Below are 25,882 nucleotides of genomic sequence, written 5' to 3'. Positions count from 1 at the left end.
CGATGGCCGCCGTTGCCGGATGTTCACCACTGCGTCCTCTGGGTTTGCCACAATGGCAGCACCTGCCCGATCGGGCGGCCGATGCCGCCGGCGCAAGCCGTGGCAGCCAAGGGAGAAGGAGATGACGTGACACGAGTTGCAGTGTTCGGGGCCAATGGTCGGATGGGTGCCGAGGTGTGCCGGGCTGTGCAGGTGACCCCCGGACTGGAGCTGGTGGCCGCCGTCGACATCAGCGATCCGCACGACGAGGCGGAGAAGGCCGACGTCATCGTCGACTTCACCCATCCTGATGCCGTGATGGAGAACCTCAAGTGGTGCATCGACCACGGCAAGCACGCCGTGGTGGGCACCACCGGTTTCACCGAGGAGCGTCTGGAGACGCTGCGCGGCTGGCTGGGCGACAAGCCAGAGGTGGGCATCCTGATCGCCTCGAACTTCTCGATCGGTGCGGTGCTGATGATGCACTTCGCCAAGCAGGCCGCCCGCTACTACCCGAGCGTGGAGGTCATCGAGCTGCACCATCCGCAGAAGGCCGATGCCCCTTCGGGTACTGCCGCCACCACCGCAGGGATGATCGCCGAGGCCAGGGAGAAGGCCGGCCTGGGTGAGGTGCCCGACGCCACCACGATCGACCCCGACGGGGCGCGCGGCGCCGTCGTCGACGGGATCCACGTGCACTCGGTGCGCCTGCAGGGCCTGATCGCGCACCAGGAGGTGCTCTTCGGGCAGGACGGTGAGACGCTCACCATCCGCCACGACTCGATGAACCGCGCCTCCTACATGCCGGGCGTGATGACCGCCGTGGGGGCCGTGGCGGAGCACCCGGGGCTCACGATGGGCATCGAGGCCATCCTCGGGCTGGACTGACGATCGCCGCGGAGCCGCCCCCGACCCACGGCTGCGGCATCACGGCTGCGGCATCACGGATTGGGGAATCACGGCTGGGGAATCACGGCTGGGGAATCATGACTCGGCGGGGGTGCTGATGTCGGTGTGCAGGCGGATCTGCTTGACCCGCAGCACCCCGTCGGGCGTGCCCACTTCGCGGTGGGCGCCGTCCGGAGCCCAGCCGCTCTCGGAGAGCCAGGCGCGCAGCTGGTCGTCGGTGCTGCGCAACCACCAGGTGGCTCGCTGGTAGCCGTCGGCCTGCATGGTGCTGACCACGGCATGCATCAGGCGGTCCTCGTGGCCCTGCCCGGCCAGCAGCGGATCGACGCAGAACTCGGCCACCAGCGAGTCGGTGGGGTCGGCATCGGGGTCATCGCTGGGGCCGATCGCCGCGAAGCCGCACACCCGGGTGCGCTGCCTGGTGGCGCCGGGTTCGTCGGCCGGTTCGGCCTGGCCGTAGGCCTGGATGGCCACCAGAACCCGGAAGTGGGCCAAGGGGGCGCGGGTGATGGCCTGGTGCCAGACCTCGGCCATCTCCCGGTTGTCCACCTCGTCGAGCATGCGACGTTCCAGGTCATCGTCGGCCCACACGCGGCGCTGGAGTTCCGCGATCTGCAGTGCCTCCGCGGGCATGGCCAGCCGCACGCTGGGCGCCACGGGCGGTTGGGGCTGGTGGCTCTCGGGGGGATTGCTCTGGGACATGTGGCCATCCTAGGGGCACGCCGCCGGGCGCTTGGATGCTCGCCGTGCGGCCCGGATTTGCTGCGGTGCAACGGGTGCGGTGAGCGGGCACGAGAAAAAAGTGAAAAAAGTCACCCACAATCAGTTCTAAACTTCCCGCACATGTGAAACACTGTTAACGCGATGGAGATGTCCGTACCCCCGAGCGGACATCTCCATCGCCTTTTCCTGTGACACCAGGTTTTGTGGTCACCGGGCCGGACTCGCCGAAGGGGTGTCTGCCGTGGCTGCGGTTATGGTGGAGATGTGACGTCACCGTTGATGCCCCCACCCGAACTTGCCCCCGAAACCCTGCGGATCATTCCCCTGGGTGGTCTGGGCGACGTCGGTCGCAACATGGCCTGTTTCGAGATCGACGGTGAGATCCTGCTGGTCGACTGTGGGGTGCTCTTCCCGGAGGATGCCCACCCCGGTGTGGACCTGATCCTGCCGGGGCTGGACTACCTCTCGGACCGGCTCGACGACATCGTCGGCCTGGTCTTGACCCATGGTCACGAGGACCACATCGGTGCCGTTCCCTATCTGCTGCGGCGACGCAGTGACATTCCCGTCTGGGGATCCAAGCTGACGCTGGCCTTGGTGGAGGGCAAGCTGCGCGAGCACCGGATCCGCAACACGGACCTCCAGGAGGTGGCCGAGGGGGATCGCGCGAAGGTCAGCAGGCACTTCGACCTGGAATTCCTGGCGGTCAACCACTCCATCCCCGACGCGCTGGCCGTGTGCATTCGAACCGCGGCGGGCACCGTGCTGCACACCGGCGACTTCAAGATGGACCAGTTGCCCCTGGATGGCCGCATCACCGACCTGCGCGGTTTCGCCCGGCTGGGGGAGGAGGGCATCGACCTGTTCATGCCCGACTCGACCAATGCCGAGGTGCCGGGTTTCACCACGCCGGAGAAGGACATCGTGCCCGCGCTGGAGCGGGTCTTCGAGCGGGCCGAGAACAAGCTGATCGTCGCGTGCTTCGCCTCGCACGTGCATCGCGTGCAGCAGGTGCTCAACCTGGCGGTCAAGCACGGTCGCAAGGTGGTCTACGTCGGCCGCTCGATGGTGCGCAACATGTCGGTGGCGCGTGACCTGGGCTACCTGAAGGTGCCGGGTGACACGCTCATCGAGCTGAAGGACATCGACGACTACCGCGACGACCAGGTGGTGGTGATCTCCACCGGTTCCCAAGGGGAACCGTTGAGTGCCTTGAGCCGGATCGCCAACCGGGAGCATCCGGTGATCGAGGTGGGGGAGCACGACACCGTCCTGCTGGCCAGCTCGCTCATCCCCGGCAACGAGAATGCCGTCTACCGCGTCATCAACGGCCTGTCCCGGCTGGGCGCCACCGTGGTCCACAAGGGCAATGCGCTGGTGCACGTGTCCGGGCACGCGTCGGCCGGCGAGTTGCTCTACTGCTACAACGTCATCCGGCCGCGCAATGTGATGCCGGTGCACGGGGAGATCCGCCACCTGATCGCGAATGGCGATCTGGCCTGCGCCACGGGGGTGCCGCGCGAGAATGTCGTGGTCGTCGAGGACGGGGCGGTGGTGGACCTGGTCGATGGTCGGGCCACGGTGGTCGGGCAGGTGGACAGCTCCTACATCTTCGTCGACGGGTCCACGGTCGGCGACGTCTCCTCCAGCGAACTCACCGATCGCAAGATCCTGGGGGAGGAGGGCTTCATCTCGGTGGTGGCCGCGGTCAACCTGCACACCCGGACGCTCGTCAGCGGTCCCGACATCCACGCCCGTGGCTTCAGCGAGAACGACGACGCCTTCGTCGACGTGCGCGAACAGATTGCCACCGAACTCGTCACTGCCCTGGAGAAGGGCGTCGACGACACCCACCGCTTGCAGCAGGTGGTGCGCCGGGTGATCGGCCGGTGGGTCTCCAGCACCTATCGGCGCCGGCCTATGATCGTGCCCGTGGTGGTGGCCACCTGAGCTCCATCGCACCTTGACAGCGACGGATCAGGGGGCCGTTTGTTCCCACGGCACCTGAGGGGCTATCATTCTCGGGTTGCCCTTTTGGGCTCGCCGGGGCCTTGCCCCACATCTGATCCATCTATCGAGGAGTACTCCAATGGCTGCCGTGTGCGACGTCTGCGCCAAGGGCCCGGGCTTCGGCCACAACGTGCCGTGGTCGAAGAAGAAGACCAACCGTCGTTGGAACCCGAACATCCAGCGCGTGCGCGCCCTGGTGAACGGGGCGCCGAAGCGTGTCAACGTCTGCACCTCCTGCCTGAAGGCTGGCAAGGTCGTCTCGCGCTGACCCTTCCCGGCCTCGGCCGGACCTCGGGCCGCCCGCCCGTAGAACTTGTGGCAAGGCCACCGAACACTGTTCGGTGGCCTTGTTGCATTCCCGGAAGTGTCGGTGGACGCTTGTAGGCTCACAGACGTGGCAACGTGGAATCCGCAGTGGCGTACCGAGACCTTCGCCGAGCTGAACCGACCCCTCAGTCAGGTGATCGGAGCACCCTCGGCCAAGATCCTGTCCACCAGGCTGCGTCTCAACACCGTCGGTGACCTGATGCGTCATCTGCCACGGCGCTACCTCTCGGGCACGGAGAACTCCTCGCTGGCCGACCTGCCGATCGGGGAGGACGTCGCCGTGATGGCCACCGTCGCCGCGGTGCGACAAGCTGGCGCGCCGCCGCGCAAGCGCCTCGAGGTGACCCTCACCGATGGCACGGGAACCCTGGGGGTGACCTTCTTCGGCAAGCAGCACATGGTCGACTACTGGGAGAAGCAGTTGCCCAAGCGCAGCCGGGGCATCTTCGTCGGCAAGGTGGGCGTCTTTCGTGACCAGCCGCAGCTGACCCACCCCGACTTCGTCATCATCGACGAGACCGGCAAGGTGGTGGGCAAGGCCAACCAGAAGGCCATGGTGCAGCAGGTCTCGCGCTCTGGGCTGGTGGGGATCTATCCCGCCACCGCCAAGATGCCAACCTGGGAGATCGGGGAGACCATCCAGCTGGTGCACACCCAGATGGGCCAGCTGGCCGAGCCGCTGCCCGCATGGCTGCTCAAGGAGGAGGGCCTGATGGGCTTCGACGAAGCCCTGGTGCAGGCCCACCAGCCCATCACCCGGGAGCACGCCGATGCCGCGGCGGAGCGGCTGCTCTTCGACGAGGCACTGCAGATGCAGCTGACCATGGCCTACCGCCGCCACGACAATGCACATTTCAGGGCGGCGCCGCTGCCCGGGGTCGAGGGCGCGCTGCTCGACACCTTCGACGAGCGACTCCCCTTCACGCTCACCGAGGGGCAGCGTCGCGTCGGCGAGGAGATCTTCGACGCCCTGGCCACGGCCGTCCCGATGCAGCGCCTGCTGCAGGGCGAGGTGGGATCGGGCAAGACGCTCGTGGCCCTGCGGGCCATGCTGCGCGCGGTCGACTCGGGCAAGCAGGCCGTGCTGCTGGCGCCCACCGAGGTGCTGGCCACCCAGCACTTCGAGTCGATCCGGGGCCAGCTGGGCGACCTGGCGGCGGGGCAGACGCTGGGGGCCCCCGAAGGGGCCACCGACATCGTGCTGCTCACCGGCTCGATGTCGGCCGTGGCCAGGCGCAATGCGATGCTCAAGATCGCCAGCGGCGAGGCCGGTCTGGTGGTGGGCACGCACGCCCTGCTGGCCGACAAGGTCAGCTTCGCCGATCTGGGGCTGGTGGTGGTCGACGAGCAGCACCGCTTCGGTGTTGAGCAGCGGGCCGTGCTGAACCAGAAGGCAGAACTGCGCCCCCACGTGCTGGTGATGACCGCCACCCCGATTCCACGTTCGGTGGCCATGACGGTCTTCGGAGACCTGGAGGTCTCCACCTTGTCGGAGCTGCCGGCGGGACGCCAAGAGGTCCAGACCAACCTGGTCAGCACCACGCTGCACCCGTCCTGGGTCGCTCGCGCCTGGGAACGCATCCGCGAAGAGGTGGCCCAGGGCAGGCAGGCCTTTGTCGTCTGCCCGCGCATCGACGCGAAGGACTCCGACGCCTTCGTCGCAGAGGATGCGCTGCCGCCCAGCGCCACCGTCACCGACCTGGCCCAGGAGCTTCGCGATGGTCCTCTCCAGGGCTTGCGGGTGGAAGAACTGCACGGACGGATGCCCAGCGACGAGAAGGATGACGTGATGCGTCGCTTCGCTGCCGGTGAGGTCGACGTGCTGGTGTCCACCACCGTGATCGAGGTGGGCGTTGACGTCCCCAATGCGACCGTGATGGTGGTGATGGATGCCGACCGCTTCGGTGTGAGTCAGTTGCACCAGCTGCGTGGCCGAATCGGTCGTGGCGGCAATGCGGGCCTGTGTCTGCTGGTGAGCGCCGCCGCGCCGGATTCCACCGCCATGGAACGACTGCGCGCCGTCGAGGCGACTCGCGACGGTTTCCAGCTGGCCGAGCTCGACCTGGCCCAGCGACGCGAGGGCAATGTGCTGGGCGCCAACCAGTCCGGCGGCCGCAGTGCTCTGCGCCTGCTGAAGGTCATCGAGCACGCCGACCTGATCGCCCACTGCCGTGAGGTGGCCGAGCGACTGGTGGCCGATGACCCGGACCGGGTGAACCCCTACCTGGCAGACATGGTCACCCAGACCGAGCAGCTGGCCGCGGGGGAGTGGCTCGAGAAGTCCTGACAGGTCGGTGGAGTGCTCCCGGCAATTGTCGTTTCCCCAGTCCCCGAGTGTGTCGTTTCCACGGTCCCCGAGCTTGTCGAGGGGTCACCCAAGATTTGCGGGAACGTGAACGGGCGCCCGCCACATGGCGGACGCCCGGTGTGATGTCTGGGGAAGTCAGTTGGTGGGCTCGGGGCCGAAGTAGAAGGAGCGGCCGGAGAGCTTGTCGGGCGTGACACGCACGAAGTGGCTCTTGCGGGTGGGGACCCACGGGCGCAGCGGCATCTTGTTGGCCAGGGCCAGCTCCTGCTCGGAGGTGATCTCCTCGGCCTGGCCCTTGATCAGGATGCTCCAGCCCCCGTCCACGGTCCAACCGTCCACCTCGAAGGCCACGTGGGCATTCTCGGTCAGCTCCTGCAGCTTGGAACCGGAGGCGGTGCGGAAGACGATCGACTGGCCGTCGACGCAGTAGTTGACCGGGAAGATCTCCGGCTGGCCGTCGCGGGCGGTTGCCAGTCGGCCAACCTCCTGGCTCGCCAGGTAGCCCCAGCAGGTGTCCTCGGGGATGTCGGTCATCGGGGTGTCCTTGTCAGCCATGGACCAATTGTGGCCCACTGTCGGCTCCTGCGGTGGCTTTGCCACCGGTTGTGGACGATCTGTTGCTTTCCTCACGTTCCCGCAGCGGGGATACAGTTCAGCACTGGCCAGTAGAAGGAAGAGGGAGGCGGACGCCATGTTGCTCACGTGGTTGTGGATCGTCGGCGTCACCGCCGAAGGCATGAGTGGTGCCCTGGCCGCCGCCCGGGAACGCATGGACCTGTTCGGGGTGGTGATGGTGGCGCTGGTCACCGCGATGGGAGGCGGGTCCCTGCGCGACGTCCTGCTGGGCAACTATCCCTTGATCTGGGTGGAGCACCCGCAGTACGTGGTGATGGTCGCGGGAGCCGCCGTGATCAGCGTCTCGATCTCGCAGCTCATGAAGTACTTCCGCACGCTCTTCCTGCTGCTGGATGCCCTCGGACTGGTGGTCTTCTCGATCCTGGGGGCCAGTACCGCTCTCGAGATGGAGCTGGGAGTCATCATCGCCGTCGTCGGCGCGGTGGTGACCGGCGTCTCCGGGGGCATCCTGCGTGACTTGCTGTGCGACCGTATCCCCCTGGTCTTCCGCAAGGAGCTCTACGCCTCGGTCTCGATCCTGGTGGCACTGGCCTACACCGGTCTGCTGGCAGCCGGCGTGCACGGGCAGGTGGCCGTGGTCTCGACCCTCGTGGGCGGTTTCCTGCTGCGCGCGCTGGCCATCAAGCTGCGATGGAACCTGCCGGTCTTCGACTATGACGACTCCTACGTCGACCACCGGCAGGCGATGCGTCGGGTGCTGCGCAAGCTGCGGACCCGCGCCATCCAGGACGACGGCGCCGACGAGGTCTGAGGCCCTGGCACGCCCAGTAGGGTGGCTGGTCATGAGCAGGATCATCGCTGGACGCGCCGGGGGCATGCGCTTGCAGACACCGGCGGGCGAGAAGACCCGTCCCACCACCGATCGGGTGCGCGAGGCCTTGTTCAGCGCCTTGGCCACCTGGAACGGCAGTGCCGATGCGGGGGCCGAGGCACAGCTGGAGGGCCTCGCCTTCTGCGACCTGTTCGCAGGCTCGGGTGCCGTGGGCCTGGAGGCGGCCAGCAGGGGAGCCGGCCCAGTGGTGCTCGTGGAGCAGGACCAGCCCACCACCCGGCTCATCAAGGCCAATGCCGCCAAGACCAGGCTCGCGGCCGAGGTGGTCGCGGCCACCACCGACAGTTTCCTGCAGCGCGACGGGGATCGGCTCTTCGACGTGATCTGGCTCGATCCTCCCTACCCGTTCACCAACGAACAGATCACCCGCACCCTGCAGTTGGCCCTGTCTCGGTTGGTGCACAACGGGTTGATCGTGCTGGAACGCGCCTCGCGGGGTGGGGCGCCCGACTTCCCGGAGGGGACAGAACAGTGGACGCGTCGCTACGGTGAGACCACCCTGCACTTCTGCCAGCGAGAGGCCGACGATGACCAGTGAACGCGCAGGTCGCCACATCAAGGCGATCGTCCCCGGCTCCTTCGACCCGATCACCAAGGGCCATCTGGACGTGATCGAACGCGCCCACAAGGTCTTCGACGAGGTGCTGGTGGCCGTGGGGCGCAACTCCCAGAAGAAGAGCAGCATGTTCGACGCCCAGGAGCGCGTCGACCTGGTCGCCGGGGCGATCGACCACCTTCCCGGCGTGGAAGTGGGGCTGATCGACGGCCTGCTGGTGGACTACGCCAGGGCCCAGGGCTGCGGCGTCATCGTCAAGGGGCTGCGCTTTGCCTCGGACTTCGACTACGAGCTGCAGATGGCCCACATCAACACCCATGTCAGTGGCATCGAGACGGTCTTCCTGCCCGCGGGCGGCCCCTACGCCACCATCTCGTCGACGATGATGCGTGAGATCGCGGCCTACGGTGGCGACGTCAGCGAATTCGTGACCCCGAATGTCGCCGAGGCGATCGCCCGCAAGGTCTCCCAGGGGAAGTAGGCCTCGACAAGCTCGGCCACCGGATGTCTGGTTCCCCGAGCCCGTCGAGGGCGCACCGTTCCCCGAGCCTGTCGAGGGGTCGTTCCCCGAGCCTGTCGAGGGTGCTTCGGTCCCCGAGGGTCAGCGGTCCACCCAGCGTTCCCCGACGGCCTCCAGCTCGGCCTGTCCGTGGCTCAGCTCGGCCAGCAGCGCTGCTACCTGTTCCACCTCGTCGGGGCGCACGCCCAGACGCAGCGTGGCCAGCTGGCCGTAGTCGACGTCGAGCACGGCGACGCCACGGGCCCGCAATTCCGATTCCGCCTTCGCGGCCAGGGCGTGCTCGAGCCCCACCTGCTGCTCGGTGACCAGCTCGCGCTCCAGGGTGCCGGCCGCGGCCAGCCCTTCACGAACGGCATCGGAATAGGCGCGCACCAGTCCGCCGGCGCCCAGCAGGGTGCCGCCGAACCATCGGGTGACCACGGCGGCCACCTCGGTCAGCCCGGCTCCGCGCAGCACCTCCAGCATCGGTGCACCGGCGGTGCCGGAGGGCTCCCCGTCGTCGCTGGAGCGTGCCAGGGAGCCGTCGGGCATCCAGATGAAGGCAGAGCAGTGGTGCCGGGCATCCCAGTGCTCGCTGCGCAACTGCTCCACCAGGGCACGCGCCTGGGCCTCCTCGGTGATCCGCCTGATGTCGCAGCGGAAGACCGAGCGCTTGACCTCGAGCTCGACGGTGGCGCTGCGGGCGACGGTACGGTACTGGTGCACCATCCGAGCCAATCACACCCGACTGCTCGAGCTGCTCCCTGCAGCCAGTTTGGTCCAGCTGGCCCGCTCAGGATAGAGTTGGTCCTCGGTCATGACGCTGTCATGTCTGCTGTGCGCTGAAGGGAACCGTGATGAACCAACATCGCCGCCTTGATGCCCGCTCACCTCTCGTCCTGGAGATCCATGAGCTGGCACGACGGGCCGGAACGATGCGACAGGTCCATGAGGTTGTCGAGGCGCCGGCGGATCTTGGCATCGACATGATCGGAGTGCCCCAGGGCTCCGACATCACACTCGATCTTCGGCTCGAGAGCGTGGTGGAGGGTGTTCTGGTCACCGGCACCGCTGACGTCTCCCTCAAGGGTGAATGTGCGCGCTGCCTGTCGGGATTCGAGGACGAGCAGTCCTTCGACCTGCAGGAGCTGTACTTCTACCCCGAGAAGGAGGCCGAGGAGGATGCCAGCCGGATCGAGGACGAGATGATCGACCTGGATCCTGCCCTGCGTGACGCCGTGGTGCTCGAACTTCCGTTCACGCCCCTGTGTCGGGATGACTGTTTGGGACTGTGCATCGAATGCGGCCAGAACCTGAATGATGATCCGGACCACAGCCATGGCGAAGAGATCGATCCCCGTTGGGGCGCGCTCTCCCAGCTGGACATGAGCGGAACCGAAGACAAGCAGGACAACTGATCCGGCAGCAGCCGGATCCCGACAGACACCACCGCACCCGCACCCTGGGGGCGGGTAGCTCAAGGAGAAGATCGTGGCAGTCCCGAAGCGGAAGATGTCCCGGAGCAACACTCGCAGCCGTCGTAGCCAGTGGAAGACCACTGCCGTCAACGTCGTGACCTGCGTGAACCCGGCGTGCCGTGAGGCCCACCTGCAGCACACCGCGTGCCCCGCGTGCGGCCAGTACGGCCCCCGCGCCTCGCGCCGCCAGGTCCTCGACGCCTGACATGGCGGCTCAGCAGAGCCGTCTCCAGCAACTTCTCGACGAGCTGGGTGTCCCGCTGGACACCCAGCTCTTCGAGCTTGCGCTGACGCATCGCTCGTACGCCTACGAGAGCGGTGGCATCCCCACCAATGAGCGGCTGGAATTCCTCGGTGATGCGGTGCTGGGCATCGTGGTCACCGAGCACCTGTACCTGACCTTTCCGGACTACCCGGAGGGTCGGCTGGCCAAGCTGCGCGCGGCCGTGGTCAATGCCGTCACGCTGGCCGAGGTGGCCCGCGGTCTCGACGTGGGTCCCATGATCAAGTTGGGGCGGGGGGAGACCACCACCGGCGGGCATGACAAGACCTCGATCCTGGCCGACACGATGGAGGCACTCATCGGTGCCATCTTCCTGACCAGCGGCATGGCACAGGCAGAGACCTTCGTCCACCACCTGTTCGACCCCCTGGTCACCCGGGCCGACCAGATGGGTGCCGGCCTGGACTGGAAGACCTCATTGCAGGAGGTCTGCGCCAACAACGGCTACCCGATGCCCACATATCGCATCGAGGAGTCAGGGCCCGACCACGACAAGCACTTCGTGGCACGCGCCGTGGTGAATGGCATCGAGTACGGCACGGGCGAGGGGCGCAACAAGAAGCAGGCAGAGCAGGAGGCGGCTGGCAAGGCCTTCACCGCCATCCAGGCCGCGCAGGCCGCCGAGGAGACGGCGCGCGAAGCCGTGACCGACGAGGCCGAGCAGCCCGCCGAGGACACCGCTGGTGCCTGAGCTTCCCGAGGTCGAAACCGTCCGCGCGGGTCTGGAGCCACTGCTCCGGGGCCGCGCGGTTTCGCATGTCCAGGTGCTGCACCCGCGCCCGGTGCGCAAGCACCACCTGGGGCCGCGGGACTTCGAGCTGGTGCTGGCCGGACGCACCTTCAGCGCCCCGCGCCGCCGCGGCAAGTACCTGTGGTTCCCCTTCGACGACGGCGACGCGATGCTGGCCCACCTGGGCATGAGCGGCCAGTTCCGGATGGACCGCGCCGACGCTCCGCTGCTGCGCAACACCCGGGTGCTCTTCGGCCTCCAGGACTCCGACGACCAGTTGCGCTTCGTCGACCAGCGCATGTTCGGCGGGCTCTCGCTGAGCGTCGGGGGAGCGGAGCTGCCCGCCGAGATCGCCCACATCGCGCCCGATCCCTTCGACGAGCTCTTCGACCTCGTCGAGGTCGCGGCCCGGTTGCGGCGCAAGCGCACCACGGTGAAGCGCGCCCTGCTCGACCAGACCCTGGTCAGCGGCATCGGCAACATCTACGCCGACGAGGCGCTGTGGCTGGCCCAACTGCACCCGGAGAGGGCGACGGACAAGCTCATGCGCAAGCAGGCCGTCGCCGTGCTGGAGGCGGCCCGCACAGTGATGGCGGACGCGCTGCAGCAGGGTGGCACCAGCTTCGACGCCCTCTACGTGAAGGTGAACGGCGAGTCCGGCTACTTCGACCGTTCCCTCAATGCCTACGGCCGCGAGGACAAGCCCTGCAAGCGTTGCGGAAGGTCGATGCGGCGCATCCAGTTCACCAACCGGAGCTCGACCTACTGTCCTGGGTGCCAGCCAGCACCGCGAGGACTGCGCCAGGGCGGCTGACCGGCGCGGTTGACGAGAGGGGAATCGGTGCAGTCCTGCTGACGGCCCCACGGCCTCGGCCGTGTCCGCATCGTGGGACTGGCGCTCGACGCGCAGAGATGCCATGCTATGGGCGGTTTCCCACCTTTCGTCGAGGAGGACGAGCGCGTTGACCAGAGTCGTTCCACTGCGCCCGAGCACCACCACCAGCCAGCCCCATGTCGTCGTGGTCGGAGCGGGCATCGTCGGCCTGTCCACTGCATGGTTCCTGCAGGAACGCGGCGTGCGCGTCACCGTGCTGGAGCGCACGGCCGTCGCAGCCGGTTCGTCCTGGGGAAATGCCGGATGGATCTCGCCGGGCATGTCGATTCCGTTGTCCGAGCCCTCGGTGCTGCGCTACGGGATCAAGGCGCTGACCGACCCCGATTCGCCCCTGTTCGTGCCGGTGCGGCTCGAGAGGGAGCTGGTCGGCTTCCTGCTCGGCTTCGCCCGCCGTTGCACCCTCACGCAGTGGCAGGCGGCCATGAAGCACTTCGTTCCGTTGAACGAGATCGCCATCGAGTCCTATGAACACCTTGCCCAGCACGGTGTGGCCAGCCCGGTGCACGACGCGCCGCTGATGGCGGCCTTCCTGGAGGAGTCACAGACGGCGGGGCTGGAGGAAGAATTCCGCCTGATCCGTGAGGCCGGCGTCGATCTGCAGGCCGAGCGGATCAGTGGCGACGAGCTGCGCGCCGCGGTTCCCATCGTGGCCGAGCGGGTGCAGGCCGGCATCCGGATCCGTGGCCAGCGCTACATCGTGCCCGGCGACTACGTGGAGGCCCTTGCCCAGGCGGTGCGCGAGCGCGGCGGCGAGGTCATCTGCGGCGCCGACGTCCATCGGCTGCGCCAGGGGCCCGGTGGCATCACCTGTGAACTGGTGGGGCGTGAGCCGGTGCGCGGCGATGCCGTGGTGCTGGCCACTGGCGCCTGGCTGCCGCAGCTGGCCAGACAGACCGGCGTGCGCACCACCTTGGTGGGTGGGCGCGGCTACTCCTTCTCCGTACCCACCCGGCAGAGCGTGCCGTGCCCGGTCTACTTCCCGGTGCAGCGCGTGGCGTGCACCCCGCTGGGGGAGGAGCGCTTGCGGGTGGGCGGCACGATGGAATTCCGCGGCCCCGACGAGCCGCTGTACCCACAGCGGGTCGAGGCGCTGGTCCGCTCCGCGACACCCCTGCTCGACGGTGTCGACTGGCAGGATCGTCGCGACACCTGGGTCGGTGCCCGGCCGGTGACGGTCGACAACCTGCCGCTGGTCGGGCCCACCAGGGCCGATGGGGTCTGGGTGGCGGGCGGCCACGGCATGTGGGGTGTGACCCTGGGGCCGGCCACCGGCCGTCTGCTGGCCGAATACATCGTGGAGGGACGCTGCCCCGAGCCGCTGAAGGCGCTCGAGCCGCTGCGCTGAGCGCGGCGCGATGGCACCTGGTGCTGCGCCGCGCGCTCAGCCTCGGTCAACAGCGAGCCAACGGCCGGTAAACTCCTGTGACTGTGAGCCATACGCCAGAGACCAGAACGCAGCGCAGCAAACGCAACCTGCGCCAGTTCCTGAGCTTTGGCATCGTCGGTGGCTCGGGCATCGTGGTGAACCTGGCCGTCATGGTGGTGCTGAACTGGTTCCTGCCGCACTACCAGCGGATCGCGCTCGACCTTCCCCTGACGGCCTTCAATGTGCGTTGGTACCACGTCATGAATGTCATCGCCTTCATGGTGGCCAACACCTGGAACTACGAGCTCAACCGACGGCTGACCTTCCGGGCCCGCAAGCAGGGGGCAGCGGCCTGGTGGCGTGGCCTGGGCAACTTCATGGGCATCGGCGCCGTGGCCCTGTTGGTGGGCATGTTGATCCAGACCGCCCTGCTCAAGCCGGAATCCGCCTTCTACCTGGAGCGCTTCTTCGCGTGGATGGATGACTCGAGCGGCCTGCGCAAGAAGGTGTACTACGCCCAGCTGATCCAGATCGGGCTCACGATGCCGATCAACTTCATCGTCAACAAGCTGTGGACCTTCCGCGCGGTGCGCACCGGCCACCTGGACGAGATGCCGCTGATCGCCCCCGTCGTCGCACCGGAGCTTGCCGACGCCGACGCGTCGCCCGACCGGGCCCGGGCGGAGTAGCCCGTGTACCTCAAGAGCCTGACGCTGCGTGGCTTCAAGTCCTTCGCGTCGGCCACCACGCTGAACTTCGAGCCCGGCATCACCTGCGTCGTGGGCCCCAATGGTTCGGGCAAGTCCAATGTGGTGGATGCCCTCAGTTGGGTGATGGGCGAGCAGGGAGCCAAGAGCCTACGTGGCGGCAAGATGGAGGACGTCATCTTCGCGGGCACCTCCGGCCGGGCTCCCCTGGGGCGCGCCGAGGTCTCCCTCACCATCGACAACACCGACGGTGCGCTCCCGATCGAGTACACCGAGGTGACCATCACCCGCACCATGTTCCGCAATGGTGGCAGCGAGTACTCCATCAACGGTCACCATGCCCGCCTGCTCGACGTGCAGGAGCTGCTCAGCGATTCGGGCATCGGGCGTGAGATGCACGTCATCGTGGGCCAGGGACAGCTCGACACCATCCTGCAGGCGACTCCGGAGATTCGTCGCGGTTTCATCGAGGAGGCTGCCGGAGTCCTGAAGCACCGCAAGCGCAAGGAGAAGGCGCTGCGCAAGCTCGACGCCACCCAGGGCAACCTGGACCGGCTGCAGGACCTGGTTGCCGAGATCCGTCGGCAACTCAAGCCCTTGGGACGCCAGGCCGCCGTCGCCCGCAAGGCCGCCGTGATCCAGGCCGAGCTGCGTGATGCCAAGGCGCGCCTGCTCAGCGACGACCTCACCCAGGCCACCATCGCACTGCAGACCGACCTGGCCGACGAGGCCAACCTGAAGCGGGCGCGCGCCGCGGCGGAGGCACGGCTCGAGGCCGCCCGTGAGGCGGAACAGGCCGCTGAGCTGGTGCTGGCCCAGGCCCAGCCGCGGCTGAACCAGGCCCAGGAGACCTGGTATGCGCTGGCCGCCCTGCGGGAGCGGGTCAGCACGACGCAGCAGATTGCCGACGAGCGCATGCGTCACGCCGATGCCCAGCCGGACCCGGGGCAGCGAGGCCGTGACCCGGAGCAGTTGGAACGTGACGCGGCGCAGGCCAGGGAACAGGAACAGACCCTGCGCGCCGAGGTGGAGCAGTTGGCCCAGGCCCTGGCCGACGCCCAGCAGCGTCGCAGCGAGGCCGAGGCCGCCCATGCCGAGGCAGACAAGACCCATGCCGCGCAACTGCGGGCCATCGCCGATCGACGAGAAGGGCTGGCACGGCTGACCGGGCAGGTGAACTCGCTGAAGTCACGCCTGGAGACCTCCTCGGAGCAGGTGGATCGGCTGCGGGTGCAGCGCGACGAGGCGCTGGCCCGAGCCGAACAGGGCAGCAGTGATCTCGCCCGGGCCCAGGCCCAGGCCAATGAGCACCAAGGGGCCGGTGACGACCTGCTGCAGGCCCAGCAGGAGGCCACCGCCGAGGTGGAGCGGCTCAGCGCCCAGCTGCAGGAACTGCGTCGCGCCGAACAGCAGGCGCAGCAGGACCGGGCCGGGTTGGCGGCCAGGATCGAGGCGCTCGAGATGGGGCTCGATCGCACCGACGCCCCGGCTGCCCTGCTGGCGGCCCGCGACGAACTGGGCGGCGTGCTCGGCCAGCTGGCCGAACTGATCGGCATCGAGCAGGGCTGGGAGACCGCCATCGCGGCTGCCCTGGGCAGTGCCACCGATTCGATCGCCGTCGCCTCGCTGGAGGACGCGCAGCGGGCCGTCGACCATCTCAAGCAGGGGCAACTGGGCCGGGCCGGGTTGCTGCTGGCGGGTGCCCAACGCAGCGGCACGCACGAGGTTCCCGATGGTTGCCGCGGTGCACTGGAGGTGGTCGAGGTTGCCGAGCCCTTGCAGGCCGCGCTCGACCAGTTGCTCGGGCACGTGCTGCTGGCCGAGGACGCCGCGCACGCGGCTGGGCTGGTGCAGGAGCATCGCGACATGGCAGCGGTCACCCGCGAGGGGGACGTCTGGTCATCGTGGTTCGTGACGGGGGGCTCCTCGTCCACCTCATCCCTGCTCGAGATCCAGGCTGCGGTCGATCAGGCCCGCAGCGACCTCGACGATGCGCAGGCGCGGTTGGCCGAGCTGGCCGGCCGCATCAAGGAACTGACCTCGGCCCTGGAACAGGCCAATGCGCGACGCGTCGCCGCCCGCGCCGCCGTGAAGGAGTCGGAGAAGAAGGCCTCCGACCTCACTCGGCAGGTCAGCGTGCTCGCCCAGGCGGAACGCTCCGCCCGGGCCGAGGCAGACCGCCTGGAGCAGTCGATCCGCGATGCCCAGTCCACCCGGGCCAAGGACGAGGCCGGGCTCGCCGAGCTGGAGACCCGCTTGGCCAATGCCTCCTCACAGGACGATCTGGCCGAGCCGGACCCGGCCGAACGTGACCGCTTCGCGGAGCTGGCACGGGCGGCTCGCACCGACGAGATGGACTCCCGGCTGGCACTGCGCACTGCAGAGGAAAGGGTGCGGGGTGTGGCGGGCCGAGCCGACTCGTTGCGTCGGGCCGCCGTCCAGGAGCGCCAGGCCCGGGAGAAGGCCGAGGCCCGCGCGGCCCAGCTGCGTCGGGAGGCAGCTGCGGCCGCTGCGGTGCACAGCGCTGCGGGGTGGTTGCTGACTCGGGTGGACCACAGCCGTCGGCTGGCCACCGAGGAACGCAGCCAGGCGGAGGCAGCGCGGCTGGAGGCCGAGGCCCAGCTGGCCACCGCACGCCGTGAGACGCGCGAGCTGGCCCGCGAGCTGGAGAAGCTGGTGGAGGGTGCCCATCGCGACGAGATGGCCCGCATCGAGGTGCGGATGCGCATCGAGCAGCTCACCGAGAAGGCGATGGACGAGCTTGGCCTGGAGGCCAAGATCCTGATGGAGGAGTACGGCCCGGACCAGTTCGTCCCGGTGCTGACCCGCCCCGACGGCACGGCACTCACCGAGGAGGACGAACAGCCCGAACCGGTGCCCTATGTCCGCGAGGAGCAGGCCAAGCGCTTGCGCACCGCAGAACGCAACCTGCAGCAGCTGGGGCGGATCAACCCACTGGCCCTGGAGGAGTTCGACGCCATGGAGGAGCGCCACGCCTTCCTGGCCGAGCAGCTGGAGGACCTGCGCCAGACCCGCAAGGACCTGCTGGACATCGTCGAGGAGGTCGATCGCCGGGTGGAGGAGGTCTTCGCCTCGGCCTATGCCGATGTGGAACGCACCTTCAACGAGGTCTTCCCCCGCCTGTTCCCCGGTGGCGAGGGGCGCTTGGTGCTCACCGAGCCGGGGCAATGGCTGACCACCGGTGTCGACGTCGAGGCCCGCCCCGCGGGCAAGAAGGTCAAGCGACTCTCGCTGCTGTCCGGCGGTGAGCGTTCCCTGGTGGCTGTGGCCTTCCTGGTGAGCCTGTTCATCGCGCGTCCCAGCCCCTTCTACATCCTCGACGAGGTGGAGGCGGCGCTCGACGACGCCAACCTGGGCCGTCTGCTGGGGATCTACGAACAATTGCGAGAGAGCTCCCAGCTGCTGGTCATCACCCACCAGAAGCGCACCATGGAGATCGCCGACGCGCTCTACGGCGTCACCATGCGCGGTGACGGGGTCTCGACGGTGATCAGCCAGCGGCTGGCCCGGGACGCCTGACGAGAGGGCTTCCCGAACCATCTTGGTGACTGGACCTTCGGGTCGGGTCTCGTCCGCTGAGTCTTCACTGTGTATTCACCCGCAGAATGCTGTGGACAGCCCCTATGATCACCGTCTTAATGGTTAGACTGATGGCACAACCTCTCCCTTCGTGCAGGAAGCAGTCGCAGTGCTCGCATTCTTCATTTCCCTGGTCCTGATCGTCGTGGTCGGCCTCGTGGCCATCGCCGTCGTGCTCGTCGGTATGCAGGGTGCTTTCAAGGAGCGCGCTCCCGAGATGGCAGAACGTCTGGCCACCGCCGCGCGCCACATGAACGGTGAGGCAGAACCGCCGCAGGCCCTGGTCGACATGGTCACCGGGCAGATGGACAATGTCCGCGCCGTGCAGCGCGACGGCGGTGGCCTGGGTGCCCAGCTGAAGGCCGTCAAGCTTCCCACCCGCGGTGGCAAGTCCGGCGAGGCTGCCGCCGCCCAGCCGCTGGCAGAGCAGCCGGTTGCGTCCCAGTCCGTGGCCACGACCGTCGCGGTGGACCAGGCCCCCGCCGCGGCCCCCGAGGGCCCCGCGCCGCAGCAGCTGGCAACGGCCAACGGCTGAACCAACGACCGACCCGACGAACCCCGGCCTCCCGACGAGGAGCCGGGGTTCGTCCGTGTCTGGATAGGATGCCCGCGTGGACTACTTCTTCTGGTTGATCATCGGTGGAGTCATTCTCTGCCTCCTCATTGCCACCGGCATCATCTGGACGAGCAACCGGCGGGCCCTTCGGCAGCCGCAAGCCACCCCAGAGGTGTCGCCGGAGCACGGCACCGAAGTCGAGGTCATCGAACCCGAGACCGGGATCGAGGTTCCCGAGGCGGCAGGCTCGCGTCTGGTGCGACTGCGTCGGCGGCTGGCCGGCAGCAACAATGCCTTGGCGCGCGGCCTGGCAGATCTGCTCTCGCGCGACCGGCTGGACGAGGACACCTGGGACGAGTTCGAGGCCACCCTGATCAGCTCCGACCTGGGCGTGGGGCCCACCACCGAGCTGGTGACCACGCTGCGCAAGGAGCTGGCGATCGAGGGCGTGGCCGATTCCTCGCACGCCGCCACCGTGCTGCGTCGGGAACTGGTCAACCTGGTCGATCCCACCATGGACCGTTCCCTCAACCTGCAGGGCAGCGACGGCAAGCCGGCGGTGGTCATGGTGGTTGGCGTCAACGGCACCGGCAAGACCACCACCTGCGGCAAGCTCGCCCGGGTGCTCGTGGCGGAGAACAAGACCGTCCTGCTGGGCGCCGCCGATACCTTCCGCGCGGCGGCCGCCGAACAGTTGTCCACCTGGGGTGAGCGGGTCGGCGTCGAGACCGTCCGCGGTGAAGAGGGGGCCGATCCGGCCTCGGTGGCCTACCAGGCCGTGGAGCGCGGCATTGCCGACGGGGTGGACGTGGTGTTGATCGACACCGCCGGCCGACTGCACACCAAGACCGGTCTGATGGACCAGCTGGGCAAGGTGAAGCGCGTCATCGAGAAGATCGCTCCCGTCAGCGAGGTCTTGCTGGTGCTGGATGCCACCACCGGCCAGAACGGCCTGGTGCAGGCGCGGATCTTCCGCGACGTCGTCGACGTCTCGGGTCTGGTGCTCACCAAGCTCGACGGCTCCGCCAAGGGTGGCATCGTCGTCCAGGTGCAGCGTGAACTGGGCGTGCCCGTCAAGCTCATCGGGCTGGGCGAGGGCGTCGACGATCTGGCCCCCTTCGAGGCGGAGGGTTTCGTCAACGGCCTGATGGGGGAGTGACCCCAGCCCGCCGAGCGGCGATGCCCGGCAAGGGCGCACCAGCCCGTATCCTTGACCCCTGACGGTCGCGCCTGGGGCGCGACACCACGATGACGCGAAGGACCAACCCGTGTTCGACACTCTCTCCGATCGTCTTGCAGCAACCTTCAAGGGACTGCGGGGCAAGGGCCGGCTGACCGAGGCCGACATCGACGCGACCGCGCGCGAGATCCGCATTGCACTGCTCGAGGCCGACGTCAACCTGAGCGTGGTCAAGGACTTCGTCGCCAATGTCAAGGAGCGCTGCCGCAGCGAAGAGGTCTCCGCGGCGCTCAACCCCACGCAGCAGATCATCAAGATCGTCAACGAGGAGCTGGTCAGCATCCTCGGTGGCGAGGCGCGCACGATCCGCTTCGCCAAGAACCCGCCGACGGTCATCATGCTGGCCGGCCTGCAGGGCGCGGGCAAGACCACCCTGGCCGGCAAGCTGGCGATGTGGCTCAAGAGCGAGGGCCACTCGCCGCTGCTGGTCGCAGCCGACCTGCAGCGCCCCAATGCCGTCAACCAGCTGCAGATCGTCGGCCAGCGCGCCGGCGCCCACGTCTTCGCCCCCGAGCCCGGCAATGGCATCGGTGACCCGATCGCGGTGGCCCGCGCCTCCATCCTGGAGGCCCAGCGCAAGCTCTACGACGTGGTCATCGTCGACACCGCCGGTCGTCTGGGCATCGACGAGACCCTGATGCAGCAGGCTGCCGACATCAAGGCCGCGGTCACCCCTGACGAGACGCTCTTCGTCGTCGACGCCATGATCGGCCAGGACGCCGTCAACACCGCGCTGGCCTTCGAGGAGGGCGTCGGCTTCGACGGCGTCGTGCTCACCAAGCTCGACGGTGACGCCCGCGGTGGCGCGGCCCTGTCCATCGCCCGGGTGATCGGCAAGCCGATCATGTTCGCCTCCAATGGTGAGGGTCTGAAGGACTTCGACGTCTTCCACCCCGACCGGATGGCCAGCCGCATCCTCGACATGGGTGACATGCTCACCCTGATCGAGCAGGCCGAGAAGCACTTCGACCAGGAGCAGAGCCGCAAGGCCGCCGAGAAGCTCATGGCCGGCAAGGGCAATGAGTTCGGGCTGGGCGACTTCCTCTCGCAGATGCAGCAGCTGCGCAAGATGGGCCCGATGAGCAAGATCTTCGGGATGTTGCCCGGTATGGGCCAGATGAAGGACCAGATCGCCAACATCGACGAGAAGGAGATCGACCGCATCGAGGCGATCATCTACTCGATGACCCCCGCCGAGCGCGACGACGTCGCCATCCTCAACGGTTCGCGCCGAGCGCGCATCGCCAAGGGCGCCGGCGTCGAGGTCAGCGACGTCAACAACCTGGTGAACCGCTTCGTCGAGGCCCGCAAGATGATGCAGTCGATGGCCGGGATGATGGGCGGCAAGGGCGGTATGCCGGGTATGCCAGGCATGCCCGGTGGCGCCGGTGCACGCAAGCAGTCCAAGAGCCAGGCCAAGAAGAAGAAGCGAGGCCAGAAGGTCTCCGGCAACCCCGCCAAGCGCGCCGCGGCCGCCCAGGGCAAGCCGAGCGCCAGTGACATCGTCGACGCCGGCGCCGCCTTCGGCGTCGGTGCCGGTGCCCAGCCCTCCGAGGCCGACATGGCGGCTGCGATGCAGAACTTCCAGCTCCCGCCCGAGATGCAGAAGATGTTCAAGCAGCAGTGACCAGCAAGGGGGGCGACCCCCTTGGACCCCCGCGCACTCGCGCGTCCCGGTGCTCGCAGGCTCGCACCTGCGCTCGTGACAGGAAATCTCATGGCGGCCCCCGAGCTTTGCTCTTCCCGCTCCCCGAGCCTGTCGAGGGGTTCCGGTTTGACGCGCTCGCCGCCCGATGCCCGGCTCGGGTCTTCACCAGCGCTCGCCGGTGCACCATAGTGGGGGCATGAGCGCACACCACGAGCACGCGACGATGCCAAGCCCGGTGCACACTCACACCCATGACGGGCACACGCACACCCACATCGGGGAGCAGGTCGTCCCCGACGGTCCGCAGGTGCGCCTGCACCTGAGCGGAACGCTGTTGCCTTCGGGGGAGAAGACCGACCTGTGGGTCCACGACGGCGCGGTCACCTTCGAACGCATCGAGGATGCCATCACGGTCGCGACGGACTGCTGGATCATGCCGGGGCTGGTGGATGCCCACTGCCACATCGGGCTCGACCAGCAGGGGGCCGTCGGGCCCGAGGAGGCCGAGCAGCAGGCCATCGCCGATCGCGATGCCGGCACCCTGTTGGTGCGCGATGCGGGCAGCCCCTCGGACACCCACTGGATGGACGAACGAGAAGACCTGCCCGAGGTCATCCGGGCCGGGCGCCACATCGCGCGCCCCAAGCGCTACATCCGCAACTTCGCCGACGAGGTGGAGCCCGACGATCTGGTGGGCACCGTCGAGAAACAGGCTGCGGCCGGTGACGGCTGGGTCAAGCTGGTGGGTGACTGGATCGACCGCGACAAGGGAGACCTTGCGCCGCTGTGGCCGATCGAGGTGGCGCGCGAGGCGATCGAGAAGGCGCACGAGGTGGGCGCGCGCGTCACCGCGCACTGCTTCGGTGAGGAGTCGGTGGCCGAGCTGGTGGAGGCGGGCATCGACGGGATCGAGCACGGCACCGGCATGAGCGACGAGGTCATTGAGCAGATGGCCGAGCGCCAGGTCTCGTTGGTGCCCACCCTGGTCAACCTGGAGAACTTCCCCGACATCGCTGCTTCGGGCGAGCCCAAGTTCCCCGTCTACGCGGCCCACATGCGGGAGCTCTACGCCACCCGGATCGAGCGATTCCGCAAGGCCCACGAGGCCGGGGTGCCGATCTTCGCCGGTACCGATGCCGGTGGCGTGATGCCCCACGGAATCCTGGGGCAGGAGATCGAACTGCTCGGGCAGATCGGGGGCCCCGAGTTCGCCCTGGGGGCCGCATCCTGGCGGGCTCGCGACTGGCTTGGACGCCCCTGTCTGGAGGAGGGGGCCCGGGCAGACCTGGTGGTCTTCGACGAGGACCCCCGCGCGAACCTGGGGATCGCACGCCATCCACGTCTGGTGGTGCTGAGAGGCCGCATCGTCCGCCAGGTTTCCTGACGTCGACGAATCTGGCAGAATGGGTAGAGCATCTGTGTCGTCGGCGCCCTCTAACTCTGGCGACGCTTGATTCATCCGACCCCGAGACGCGTGCCCCACACGCGATCGCACGGGTCACCCGCCTGGCACCGGGGCAGTCCCGTGGCCATTCCCAACAGGAGAACCACACACGTGGCAACCAAGATTCGTCTGAAGCGTCTCGGCAAGATTCGCTCGCCTCACTACCGCATCGTCGTGATGGACTCGCGCGCCAAGCGCAATGGTCGTGCCATCGAGGAGATCGGCCTGTACCACCCGAAGAATGATCCTTCGGTCATCCAGGTCAACTCGGAGCGCGCCCAGTACTGGCTGAGTGTCGGCGCCCAGCCCACCGAGGCCGTCGTCGCCATTCTGAAGCGCACCGGTGACTGGCAGAAGTTCTCGGGCGACACCAGCCCCTCGGGCATCGACCCGCAGCCGGAGAAGGCCGACAAGCTGGCCCGCTTCAATGCGGCGCTGGCCGAGGCCGACGACGCCCCGAAGAACGACGCCATCAGCAAGAAGAAGTCGAAGGACGACGAGGCCCAGGCCGAGGAGTCCACCGAGGCCACCGCCGACGAGGCCAAGGCCGAGGAGGCTCCCGCAGCGGAGGCCCAGGCTGAGGAGACCCCGGCCGAGGCTCCCGCCGAAGAGGCCTGATCGTGCTCGCGGACGCCCTGGAGCACCTGGTGCGCGGCATCGTCACGAATCCCGACGACGTGGTCGTCAAGGACAAGGATCTGCGTCGCGGCCGGATGCTGGAGGTCAGGGTCAATCCCGAGGACATCGGCAAGGTGATCGGCCGTCAGGGCCGTACCGCCTCAGCCCTGCGCACGGTGGTGGGTGCCCTTGCGGGCTGCGAGCAGGTGCGCGTCGACTTCGTCGACGTCGATCGCCGCTCGGGTTCGCGCGGCTTCCGCCGCTGAGCGAACGGCAGCATTCGACGCCCCGTATCCCCGCAAGGGGTGCGGGGCGTCCTGCATCTGCCTCCGACGCGCTCCCGGGGCGGCGGAGGCAGGCAAAGACATGGACGGGTGGGCCAGTGTGGCCGCACCTGCAGCAATCTGGAGGGATCCACACAGATGACAGCACCGGTCGAGGTGGTGGTCGGCACCATTGGGCGTGCCCACGGCATCAAGGGCGACGTGGCGATCGAGCTGCGCACCGACGAACCCGAGCGCCGCTTCGCACCCGGCGCCGTGCTGCGGGTCGAGGGGACGCGCAAGCAACTCACCGTCGAGACGGCCCGCTGGCACTCGGGGCGGATGCTGGTGCACTTCGCGGAGCTGGCCGATCGCACGGCGGTGGAACAGGCCAGGGGACAGGTGCTGGTCGTCGACGTCGACCCGCTGGAGCTCCCGGAGGAGGACGACGAGTACTACGACCGTCAGCTCGTGGGGCTGACGGCGCTGCGTGCCGACGGCAGTGAGGCCGGCCCCGTGGTGGAGGTGGTCCACCTGCCCGTGCAGGACCTGTTGGCGATCCGCACGGCGCAGGGCGACCGTCTGGTGCCCTTCGTGACCGAGCTGGTCCCTGCGGTCGACCTGACGGCTGGAACCGTGCAGCTGGCCGACGTCCCCGGCCTGCTCGACGAGGACCAGGCCGTGGTGGCGGACGGCGGTCAACCGGCATGAAAATCGACATCGTCTCGATCTTTCCCGACTACTTCGCCCCGCTGCAGCTCTCCCTGGTGGGCAAGGCGATCGCCAAGGGCCTGCTGCAGGTGGACGTGCACGACCTGCGCCAGTGGACCCACGACCGACACAACACCGTCGACGACACGCCCTACGGTGGCGGAGCCGGCATGGTGATGAAGCCAGAACCGTGGGGCGAGTGCTTCGACGCCCTGCTCGAGGGGCTCGACGAGCCGCCGGTCCTGGTGGTCCCGACCCCGTCGGGAGTGCCCTTCAGCCAGCCGATCGCCTATGAGCTGAGCGAGCAGCAGCACTTGCTGTTCGCCTGTGGGCGCTACGAGGGGATCGACCGTCGCGTCATGGAGCACGCCGCCACCCGGATGGAAGTGCGCGAGCTCAGCCTGGGCGACTACGTCCTCAACGGGGGAGAGGTGGCGACGCTGGCCTTCATCGAGGCGATCGTGCGTCTGGTGCCGGGCGTGATCGGCAATCCGGAGTCGCTGACCGAGGAATCCCATTCCGATGGGCAGGACCACCTGCTGGAGTACCCCGTCTACACCAAGCCCCCGGTCTGGCGCGGGTTGGACGTGCCGGAGGTGTTGTTCAGCGGTCACCACGCCCGTATCGCGGCCTGGCGACGGGAGCAGGCAGTGCAGTTGACCCGCGCCCGACGCCCCGACCTGATGCCCTGAATTACGTGCGGAAATCGTGCCCTAAATAGAGGGCTGTGAGCGGTACTTGCCCAAGTCAGCGTGCAATTCATAACAATTCGAGGTTTTTGGTCCAGTCACCGGCCCCGTGGTTCCCACTGGCTCGCGGAATTGTCTAGGGTGAGCCTGTGGCGACAACTCTTACCAACCATCAGAGAGCAGCCCGGTCCACAGTGGCAATGAAGGCCATCATGGCCGTCACTGGCCTGTGTCTGATCGGCTTCCTGCTCATGCACATGTTCGGCAACACCAAGTTGCTGCTTCCCGACAACGGCGCGGAGTTCAATGAGTACTCCCACTACCTGCGCCGCTTCCTCTACCCGATCGTGCCCCCGATGTGGTTCCTGTGGGCCTTCCGAGTCTTCCTGCTGGTGTGCATCGCACTGCACATGTGGTCGGCTGCCAAGCTGACCGGGCGCAAGAGCCGCAATGTGGGCGGTGCGCGCTATGCAAACAAGAAGACCATGGAGAGCTCCTTCGCGGCGCGCACCATGATCTGGAGCGGCGTCATCCTGCTGCTGGGCCTGATCATGCACCTGCTGCACTACACCGCCCAGGTGCTGCGTCCCGGCTACGCCCCCGGCGTCACCGACCTGACGCCCTATGACCGCGTGCTCGCCGGCTTCGGCGTGTGGTGGGTCGTGCTCGCCTACGTGATCTTCATGGTCGCGGTGTGCCTGCACATCTACCATGGCTGCGCCAGCGCCTTCATCACGCTGGGCGCCAATGTGAGCGCCGGCTCCCGCAAGCTGCTCAAGAGCCTGTCCGGCATCATCGCCGCCCTGCTCTTCATCGGCTTCCTGGTGCCTCCGGTGATGATTCTGAGTGGAGTGATTGGATAATGACCGAGTCCC

The 25,882-nt window shown here is 68.0% G+C and carries 26 protein-coding genes; 23 read left to right on the top strand and 3 right to left on the bottom strand.

Annotated features, from left to right (window positions below):
* The first annotated feature begins 126 nt into the window (after nt 1-126).
* A complete protein-coding gene (dapB, locus tag ACOAMO_RS00350; protein ID WP_420175615.1) occupies nt 127-867 on the top strand; it encodes a 4-hydroxy-tetrahydrodipicolinate reductase in 741 nt (246 codons plus the stop codon).
* 96 nt (nt 868-963) lie between these two features.
* Here the strand turns inward: dapB and ACOAMO_RS00345 are convergent, their stop codons facing one another.
* Nucleotides 964-1,590, bottom strand: a complete 627-nt coding sequence (locus tag ACOAMO_RS00345) for a GNAT family N-acetyltransferase (RefSeq protein ID WP_420175614.1) — start codon at nt 1,588-1,590, stop codon at nt 964-966.
* Nucleotides 1,591-1,890: 300 nt separating this feature from the next.
* Between ACOAMO_RS00345 and ACOAMO_RS00340 the strand changes: the two genes are divergently transcribed.
* The 3 genes from ACOAMO_RS00340 (at nt 1,891) to ACOAMO_RS00330 (ending at nt 6,235) form a co-directional block, all read left to right on the top strand.
* Nucleotides 1,891-3,561: a ribonuclease J gene (locus tag ACOAMO_RS00340; protein WP_420176936.1), complete on the top strand. Its 1,671-nt coding sequence runs from the start codon at nt 1,891-1,893 to the stop codon at nt 3,559-3,561.
* Between the two features lie 139 nt (nt 3,562-3,700).
* A complete protein-coding gene (rpmB, locus tag ACOAMO_RS00335; protein ID WP_420175613.1) occupies nt 3,701-3,889 on the top strand; it encodes a 50S ribosomal protein L28 in 189 nt (62 codons plus the stop codon).
* 126 nt (nt 3,890-4,015) lie between these two features.
* Nucleotides 4,016-6,235, top strand: coding sequence for an ATP-dependent DNA helicase RecG (locus tag ACOAMO_RS00330; protein WP_420175612.1), 2,220 nt, complete (start codon nt 4,016-4,018; stop codon nt 6,233-6,235).
* Nucleotides 6,236-6,391: 156 nt separating this feature from the next.
* Here the strand turns inward: ACOAMO_RS00330 and ACOAMO_RS00325 are convergent, their stop codons facing one another.
* Nucleotides 6,392-6,811 carry a pyridoxamine 5'-phosphate oxidase family protein gene (locus tag ACOAMO_RS00325; protein ID WP_420175611.1) on the bottom strand — a complete coding sequence of 140 codons (420 nt, stop codon included), beginning with the start codon at nt 6,809-6,811 and terminating at the stop codon, nt 6,392-6,394.
* A 136-nt stretch (nt 6,812-6,947) separates the two neighbouring features.
* Here ACOAMO_RS00325 and ACOAMO_RS00320 point away from each other — a divergent pair, with 136 nt between their 5' ends.
* The 3 genes from ACOAMO_RS00320 to coaD are packed head-to-tail and all read left to right on the top strand — an operon-like array spanning nt 6,948 to nt 8,761.
* Entirely contained in the window at nt 6,948-7,643 is a 696-nt protein-coding gene (locus tag ACOAMO_RS00320) for a trimeric intracellular cation channel family protein (RefSeq protein WP_420175610.1), read from the top strand.
* Nucleotides 7,644-7,674: 31 nt separating this feature from the next.
* On the top strand, nt 7,675-8,262 hold the full coding sequence (gene rsmD, locus ACOAMO_RS00315) for a 16S rRNA (guanine(966)-N(2))-methyltransferase RsmD (RefSeq protein ID WP_420175609.1): 588 nt from the start codon (nt 7,675-7,677) through the stop codon (nt 8,260-8,262).
* A gap of 16 nt (nt 8,263-8,278) precedes the next feature.
* A complete protein-coding gene (gene coaD / locus ACOAMO_RS00310) occupies nt 8,279-8,761 on the top strand; it encodes a pantetheine-phosphate adenylyltransferase (RefSeq protein ID WP_420176935.1) in 483 nt (160 codons plus the stop codon).
* Nucleotides 8,762-8,881: 120 nt separating this feature from the next.
* Here coaD and ACOAMO_RS00305 read toward each other — a convergent pair whose 3' ends face one another.
* On the bottom strand, nt 8,882-9,508 hold the full coding sequence (locus tag ACOAMO_RS00305; protein WP_420175608.1) for an IMPACT family protein: 627 nt from the start codon (nt 9,506-9,508) through the stop codon (nt 8,882-8,884).
* A gap of 128 nt (nt 9,509-9,636) precedes the next feature.
* Between ACOAMO_RS00305 and ACOAMO_RS00300 the strand changes: the two genes are divergently transcribed.
* The 16 genes from ACOAMO_RS00300 to ACOAMO_RS00225 all read left to right on the top strand — a co-directional run bounded on the left by ACOAMO_RS00300 (nt 9,637) and on the right by ACOAMO_RS00225 (nt 25,870).
* A complete protein-coding gene (locus ACOAMO_RS00300; RefSeq protein ID WP_420175607.1) occupies nt 9,637-10,197 on the top strand; it encodes a YceD family protein in 561 nt (186 codons plus the stop codon).
* Nucleotides 10,198-10,270: 73 nt separating this feature from the next.
* Nucleotides 10,271-10,462, top strand: a complete 192-nt coding sequence (gene rpmF / locus ACOAMO_RS00295) for a 50S ribosomal protein L32 (RefSeq protein WP_420175606.1) — start codon at nt 10,271-10,273, stop codon at nt 10,460-10,462.
* A 1-nt stretch (nt 10,463) separates the two neighbouring features.
* Nucleotides 10,464-11,231, top strand: a complete 768-nt coding sequence (rnc, locus tag ACOAMO_RS00290) for a ribonuclease III (RefSeq protein ID WP_420175605.1) — start codon at nt 10,464-10,466, stop codon at nt 11,229-11,231.
* Nucleotides 11,224-12,084, top strand: coding sequence for a bifunctional DNA-formamidopyrimidine glycosylase/DNA-(apurinic or apyrimidinic site) lyase (gene mutM, locus ACOAMO_RS00285; RefSeq protein WP_420175604.1), 861 nt, complete (start codon nt 11,224-11,226; stop codon nt 12,082-12,084). The genes rnc and mutM overlap by 8 nt, the downstream gene beginning before the upstream one ends.
* A 148-nt stretch (nt 12,085-12,232) precedes the next feature.
* Complete coding sequence (locus ACOAMO_RS00280) at nt 12,233-13,510, top strand: NAD(P)/FAD-dependent oxidoreductase (RefSeq protein WP_420175603.1); 1,278 nt, start codon at nt 12,233-12,235, stop codon at nt 13,508-13,510.
* Between the two features lie 83 nt (nt 13,511-13,593).
* A complete protein-coding gene (locus ACOAMO_RS00275; protein WP_420175602.1) occupies nt 13,594-14,220 on the top strand; it encodes a GtrA family protein in 627 nt (208 codons plus the stop codon).
* A 3-nt stretch (nt 14,221-14,223) separates the two neighbouring features.
* Entirely contained in the window at nt 14,224-17,778 is a 3,555-nt protein-coding gene (gene smc / locus ACOAMO_RS00270) for a chromosome segregation protein SMC (RefSeq protein WP_420175601.1), read from the top strand.
* A gap of 169 nt (nt 17,779-17,947) precedes the next feature.
* Complete coding sequence (locus ACOAMO_RS00265; RefSeq protein WP_420175600.1) at nt 17,948-18,373, top strand: hypothetical protein; 426 nt, start codon at nt 17,948-17,950, stop codon at nt 18,371-18,373.
* 76 nt (nt 18,374-18,449) lie between these two features.
* The gene (gene ftsY, locus ACOAMO_RS00260) at nt 18,450-19,553 is read left to right on the top strand and encodes a signal recognition particle-docking protein FtsY (RefSeq protein WP_420175599.1); all 1,104 of its coding nucleotides are present in this window, start codon (nt 18,450-18,452) and stop codon (nt 19,551-19,553) included.
* A 109-nt stretch (nt 19,554-19,662) separates the two neighbouring features.
* Nucleotides 19,663-21,261 (top strand): signal recognition particle protein, encoded by a 1,599-nt coding sequence (gene ffh, locus ACOAMO_RS00255; protein ID WP_420175598.1) that lies wholly within the window; start codon nt 19,663-19,665, stop codon nt 21,259-21,261.
* A 217-nt stretch (nt 21,262-21,478) separates the two neighbouring features.
* Entirely contained in the window at nt 21,479-22,666 is a 1,188-nt protein-coding gene (locus ACOAMO_RS00250) for an amidohydrolase family protein (RefSeq protein WP_420175597.1), read from the top strand.
* Between the two features lie 171 nt (nt 22,667-22,837).
* Nucleotides 22,838-23,344 carry a 30S ribosomal protein S16 gene (gene rpsP / locus ACOAMO_RS00245; RefSeq protein WP_420175596.1) on the top strand — a complete coding sequence of 169 codons (507 nt, stop codon included), beginning with the start codon at nt 22,838-22,840 and terminating at the stop codon, nt 23,342-23,344.
* A 2-nt stretch (nt 23,345-23,346) separates the two neighbouring features.
* Entirely contained in the window at nt 23,347-23,610 is a 264-nt protein-coding gene (locus tag ACOAMO_RS00240) for an RNA-binding protein (RefSeq protein WP_420175595.1), read from the top strand.
* Between the two features lie 156 nt (nt 23,611-23,766).
* Nucleotides 23,767-24,318 (top strand): ribosome maturation factor RimM, encoded by a 552-nt coding sequence (rimM, locus tag ACOAMO_RS00235; RefSeq protein WP_420175594.1) that lies wholly within the window; start codon nt 23,767-23,769, stop codon nt 24,316-24,318.
* Nucleotides 24,315-25,010 carry a tRNA (guanosine(37)-N1)-methyltransferase TrmD gene (gene trmD / locus ACOAMO_RS00230; protein ID WP_420175593.1) on the top strand — a complete coding sequence of 232 codons (696 nt, stop codon included), beginning with the start codon at nt 24,315-24,317 and terminating at the stop codon, nt 25,008-25,010. Before rimM ends, trmD begins: the two co-directional genes overlap by 4 nt.
* Before the next feature lie 197 nt (nt 25,011-25,207).
* Nucleotides 25,208-25,870, top strand: coding sequence for a succinate dehydrogenase cytochrome b subunit (locus ACOAMO_RS00225; RefSeq protein ID WP_420175592.1), 663 nt, complete (start codon nt 25,208-25,210; stop codon nt 25,868-25,870).
* Nucleotides 25,871-25,882 lie beyond the last annotated feature (12 nt).

Source organism: Luteococcus struthionis, from assembly GCF_048595755.1.
GTDB lineage: Bacteria > Actinomycetota > Actinomycetes > Propionibacteriales > Propionibacteriaceae > Luteococcus.
Note: the sequence above shows the minus strand (reverse complement) of the source record. Positions and strands in the feature narration are given on the sequence as shown.

Bases quoted from the DNA above. Each gene is read 5' to 3' on its own strand.
- rsmD (WP_420175609.1), top strand. From the start codon at position 7,675: ATGAGCAGGATCATCGCTGGACGCGCCGGGGGCATGCGCTTGCAGACA.
- rpmB (WP_420175613.1), top strand. From the start codon at position 3,701: ATGGCTGCCGTGTGCGACGTCTGCGCCAAGGGCCCGGGCTTCGGCCAC.
- ACOAMO_RS00320 (WP_420175610.1), top strand. From the start codon at position 6,948: ATGTTGCTCACGTGGTTGTGGATCGTCGGCGTCACCGCCGAAGGCATG.
- rnc (WP_420175605.1), top strand. From the start codon at position 10,464: ATGGCGGCTCAGCAGAGCCGTCTCCAGCAACTTCTCGACGAGCTGGGT.
- rimM (WP_420175594.1), top strand. From the start codon at position 23,767: ATGACAGCACCGGTCGAGGTGGTGGTCGGCACCATTGGGCGTGCCCAC.
- ACOAMO_RS00305 (WP_420175608.1), bottom strand. From the start codon at position 9,508: ATGGTGCACCAGTACCGTACCGTCGCCCGCAGCGCCACCGTCGAGCTC.
- ACOAMO_RS00325 (WP_420175611.1), bottom strand. From the start codon at position 6,811: ATGGCTGACAAGGACACCCCGATGACCGACATCCCCGAGGACACCTGC.
- ACOAMO_RS00300 (WP_420175607.1), top strand. From the start codon at position 9,637: ATGAACCAACATCGCCGCCTTGATGCCCGCTCACCTCTCGTCCTGGAG.
- ACOAMO_RS00225 (WP_420175592.1), top strand. From the start codon at position 25,208: ATGAAGGCCATCATGGCCGTCACTGGCCTGTGTCTGATCGGCTTCCTG.
- ACOAMO_RS00340 (WP_420176936.1), top strand. From the start codon at position 1,891: ATGCCCCCACCCGAACTTGCCCCCGAAACCCTGCGGATCATTCCCCTG.
- ACOAMO_RS00345 (WP_420175614.1), bottom strand. From the start codon at position 1,590: ATGTCCCAGAGCAATCCCCCCGAGAGCCACCAGCCCCAACCGCCCGTG.
- ACOAMO_RS00250 (WP_420175597.1), top strand. From the start codon at position 21,479: ATGAGCGCACACCACGAGCACGCGACGATGCCAAGCCCGGTGCACACT.
- trmD (WP_420175593.1), top strand. From the start codon at position 24,315: ATGAAAATCGACATCGTCTCGATCTTTCCCGACTACTTCGCCCCGCTG.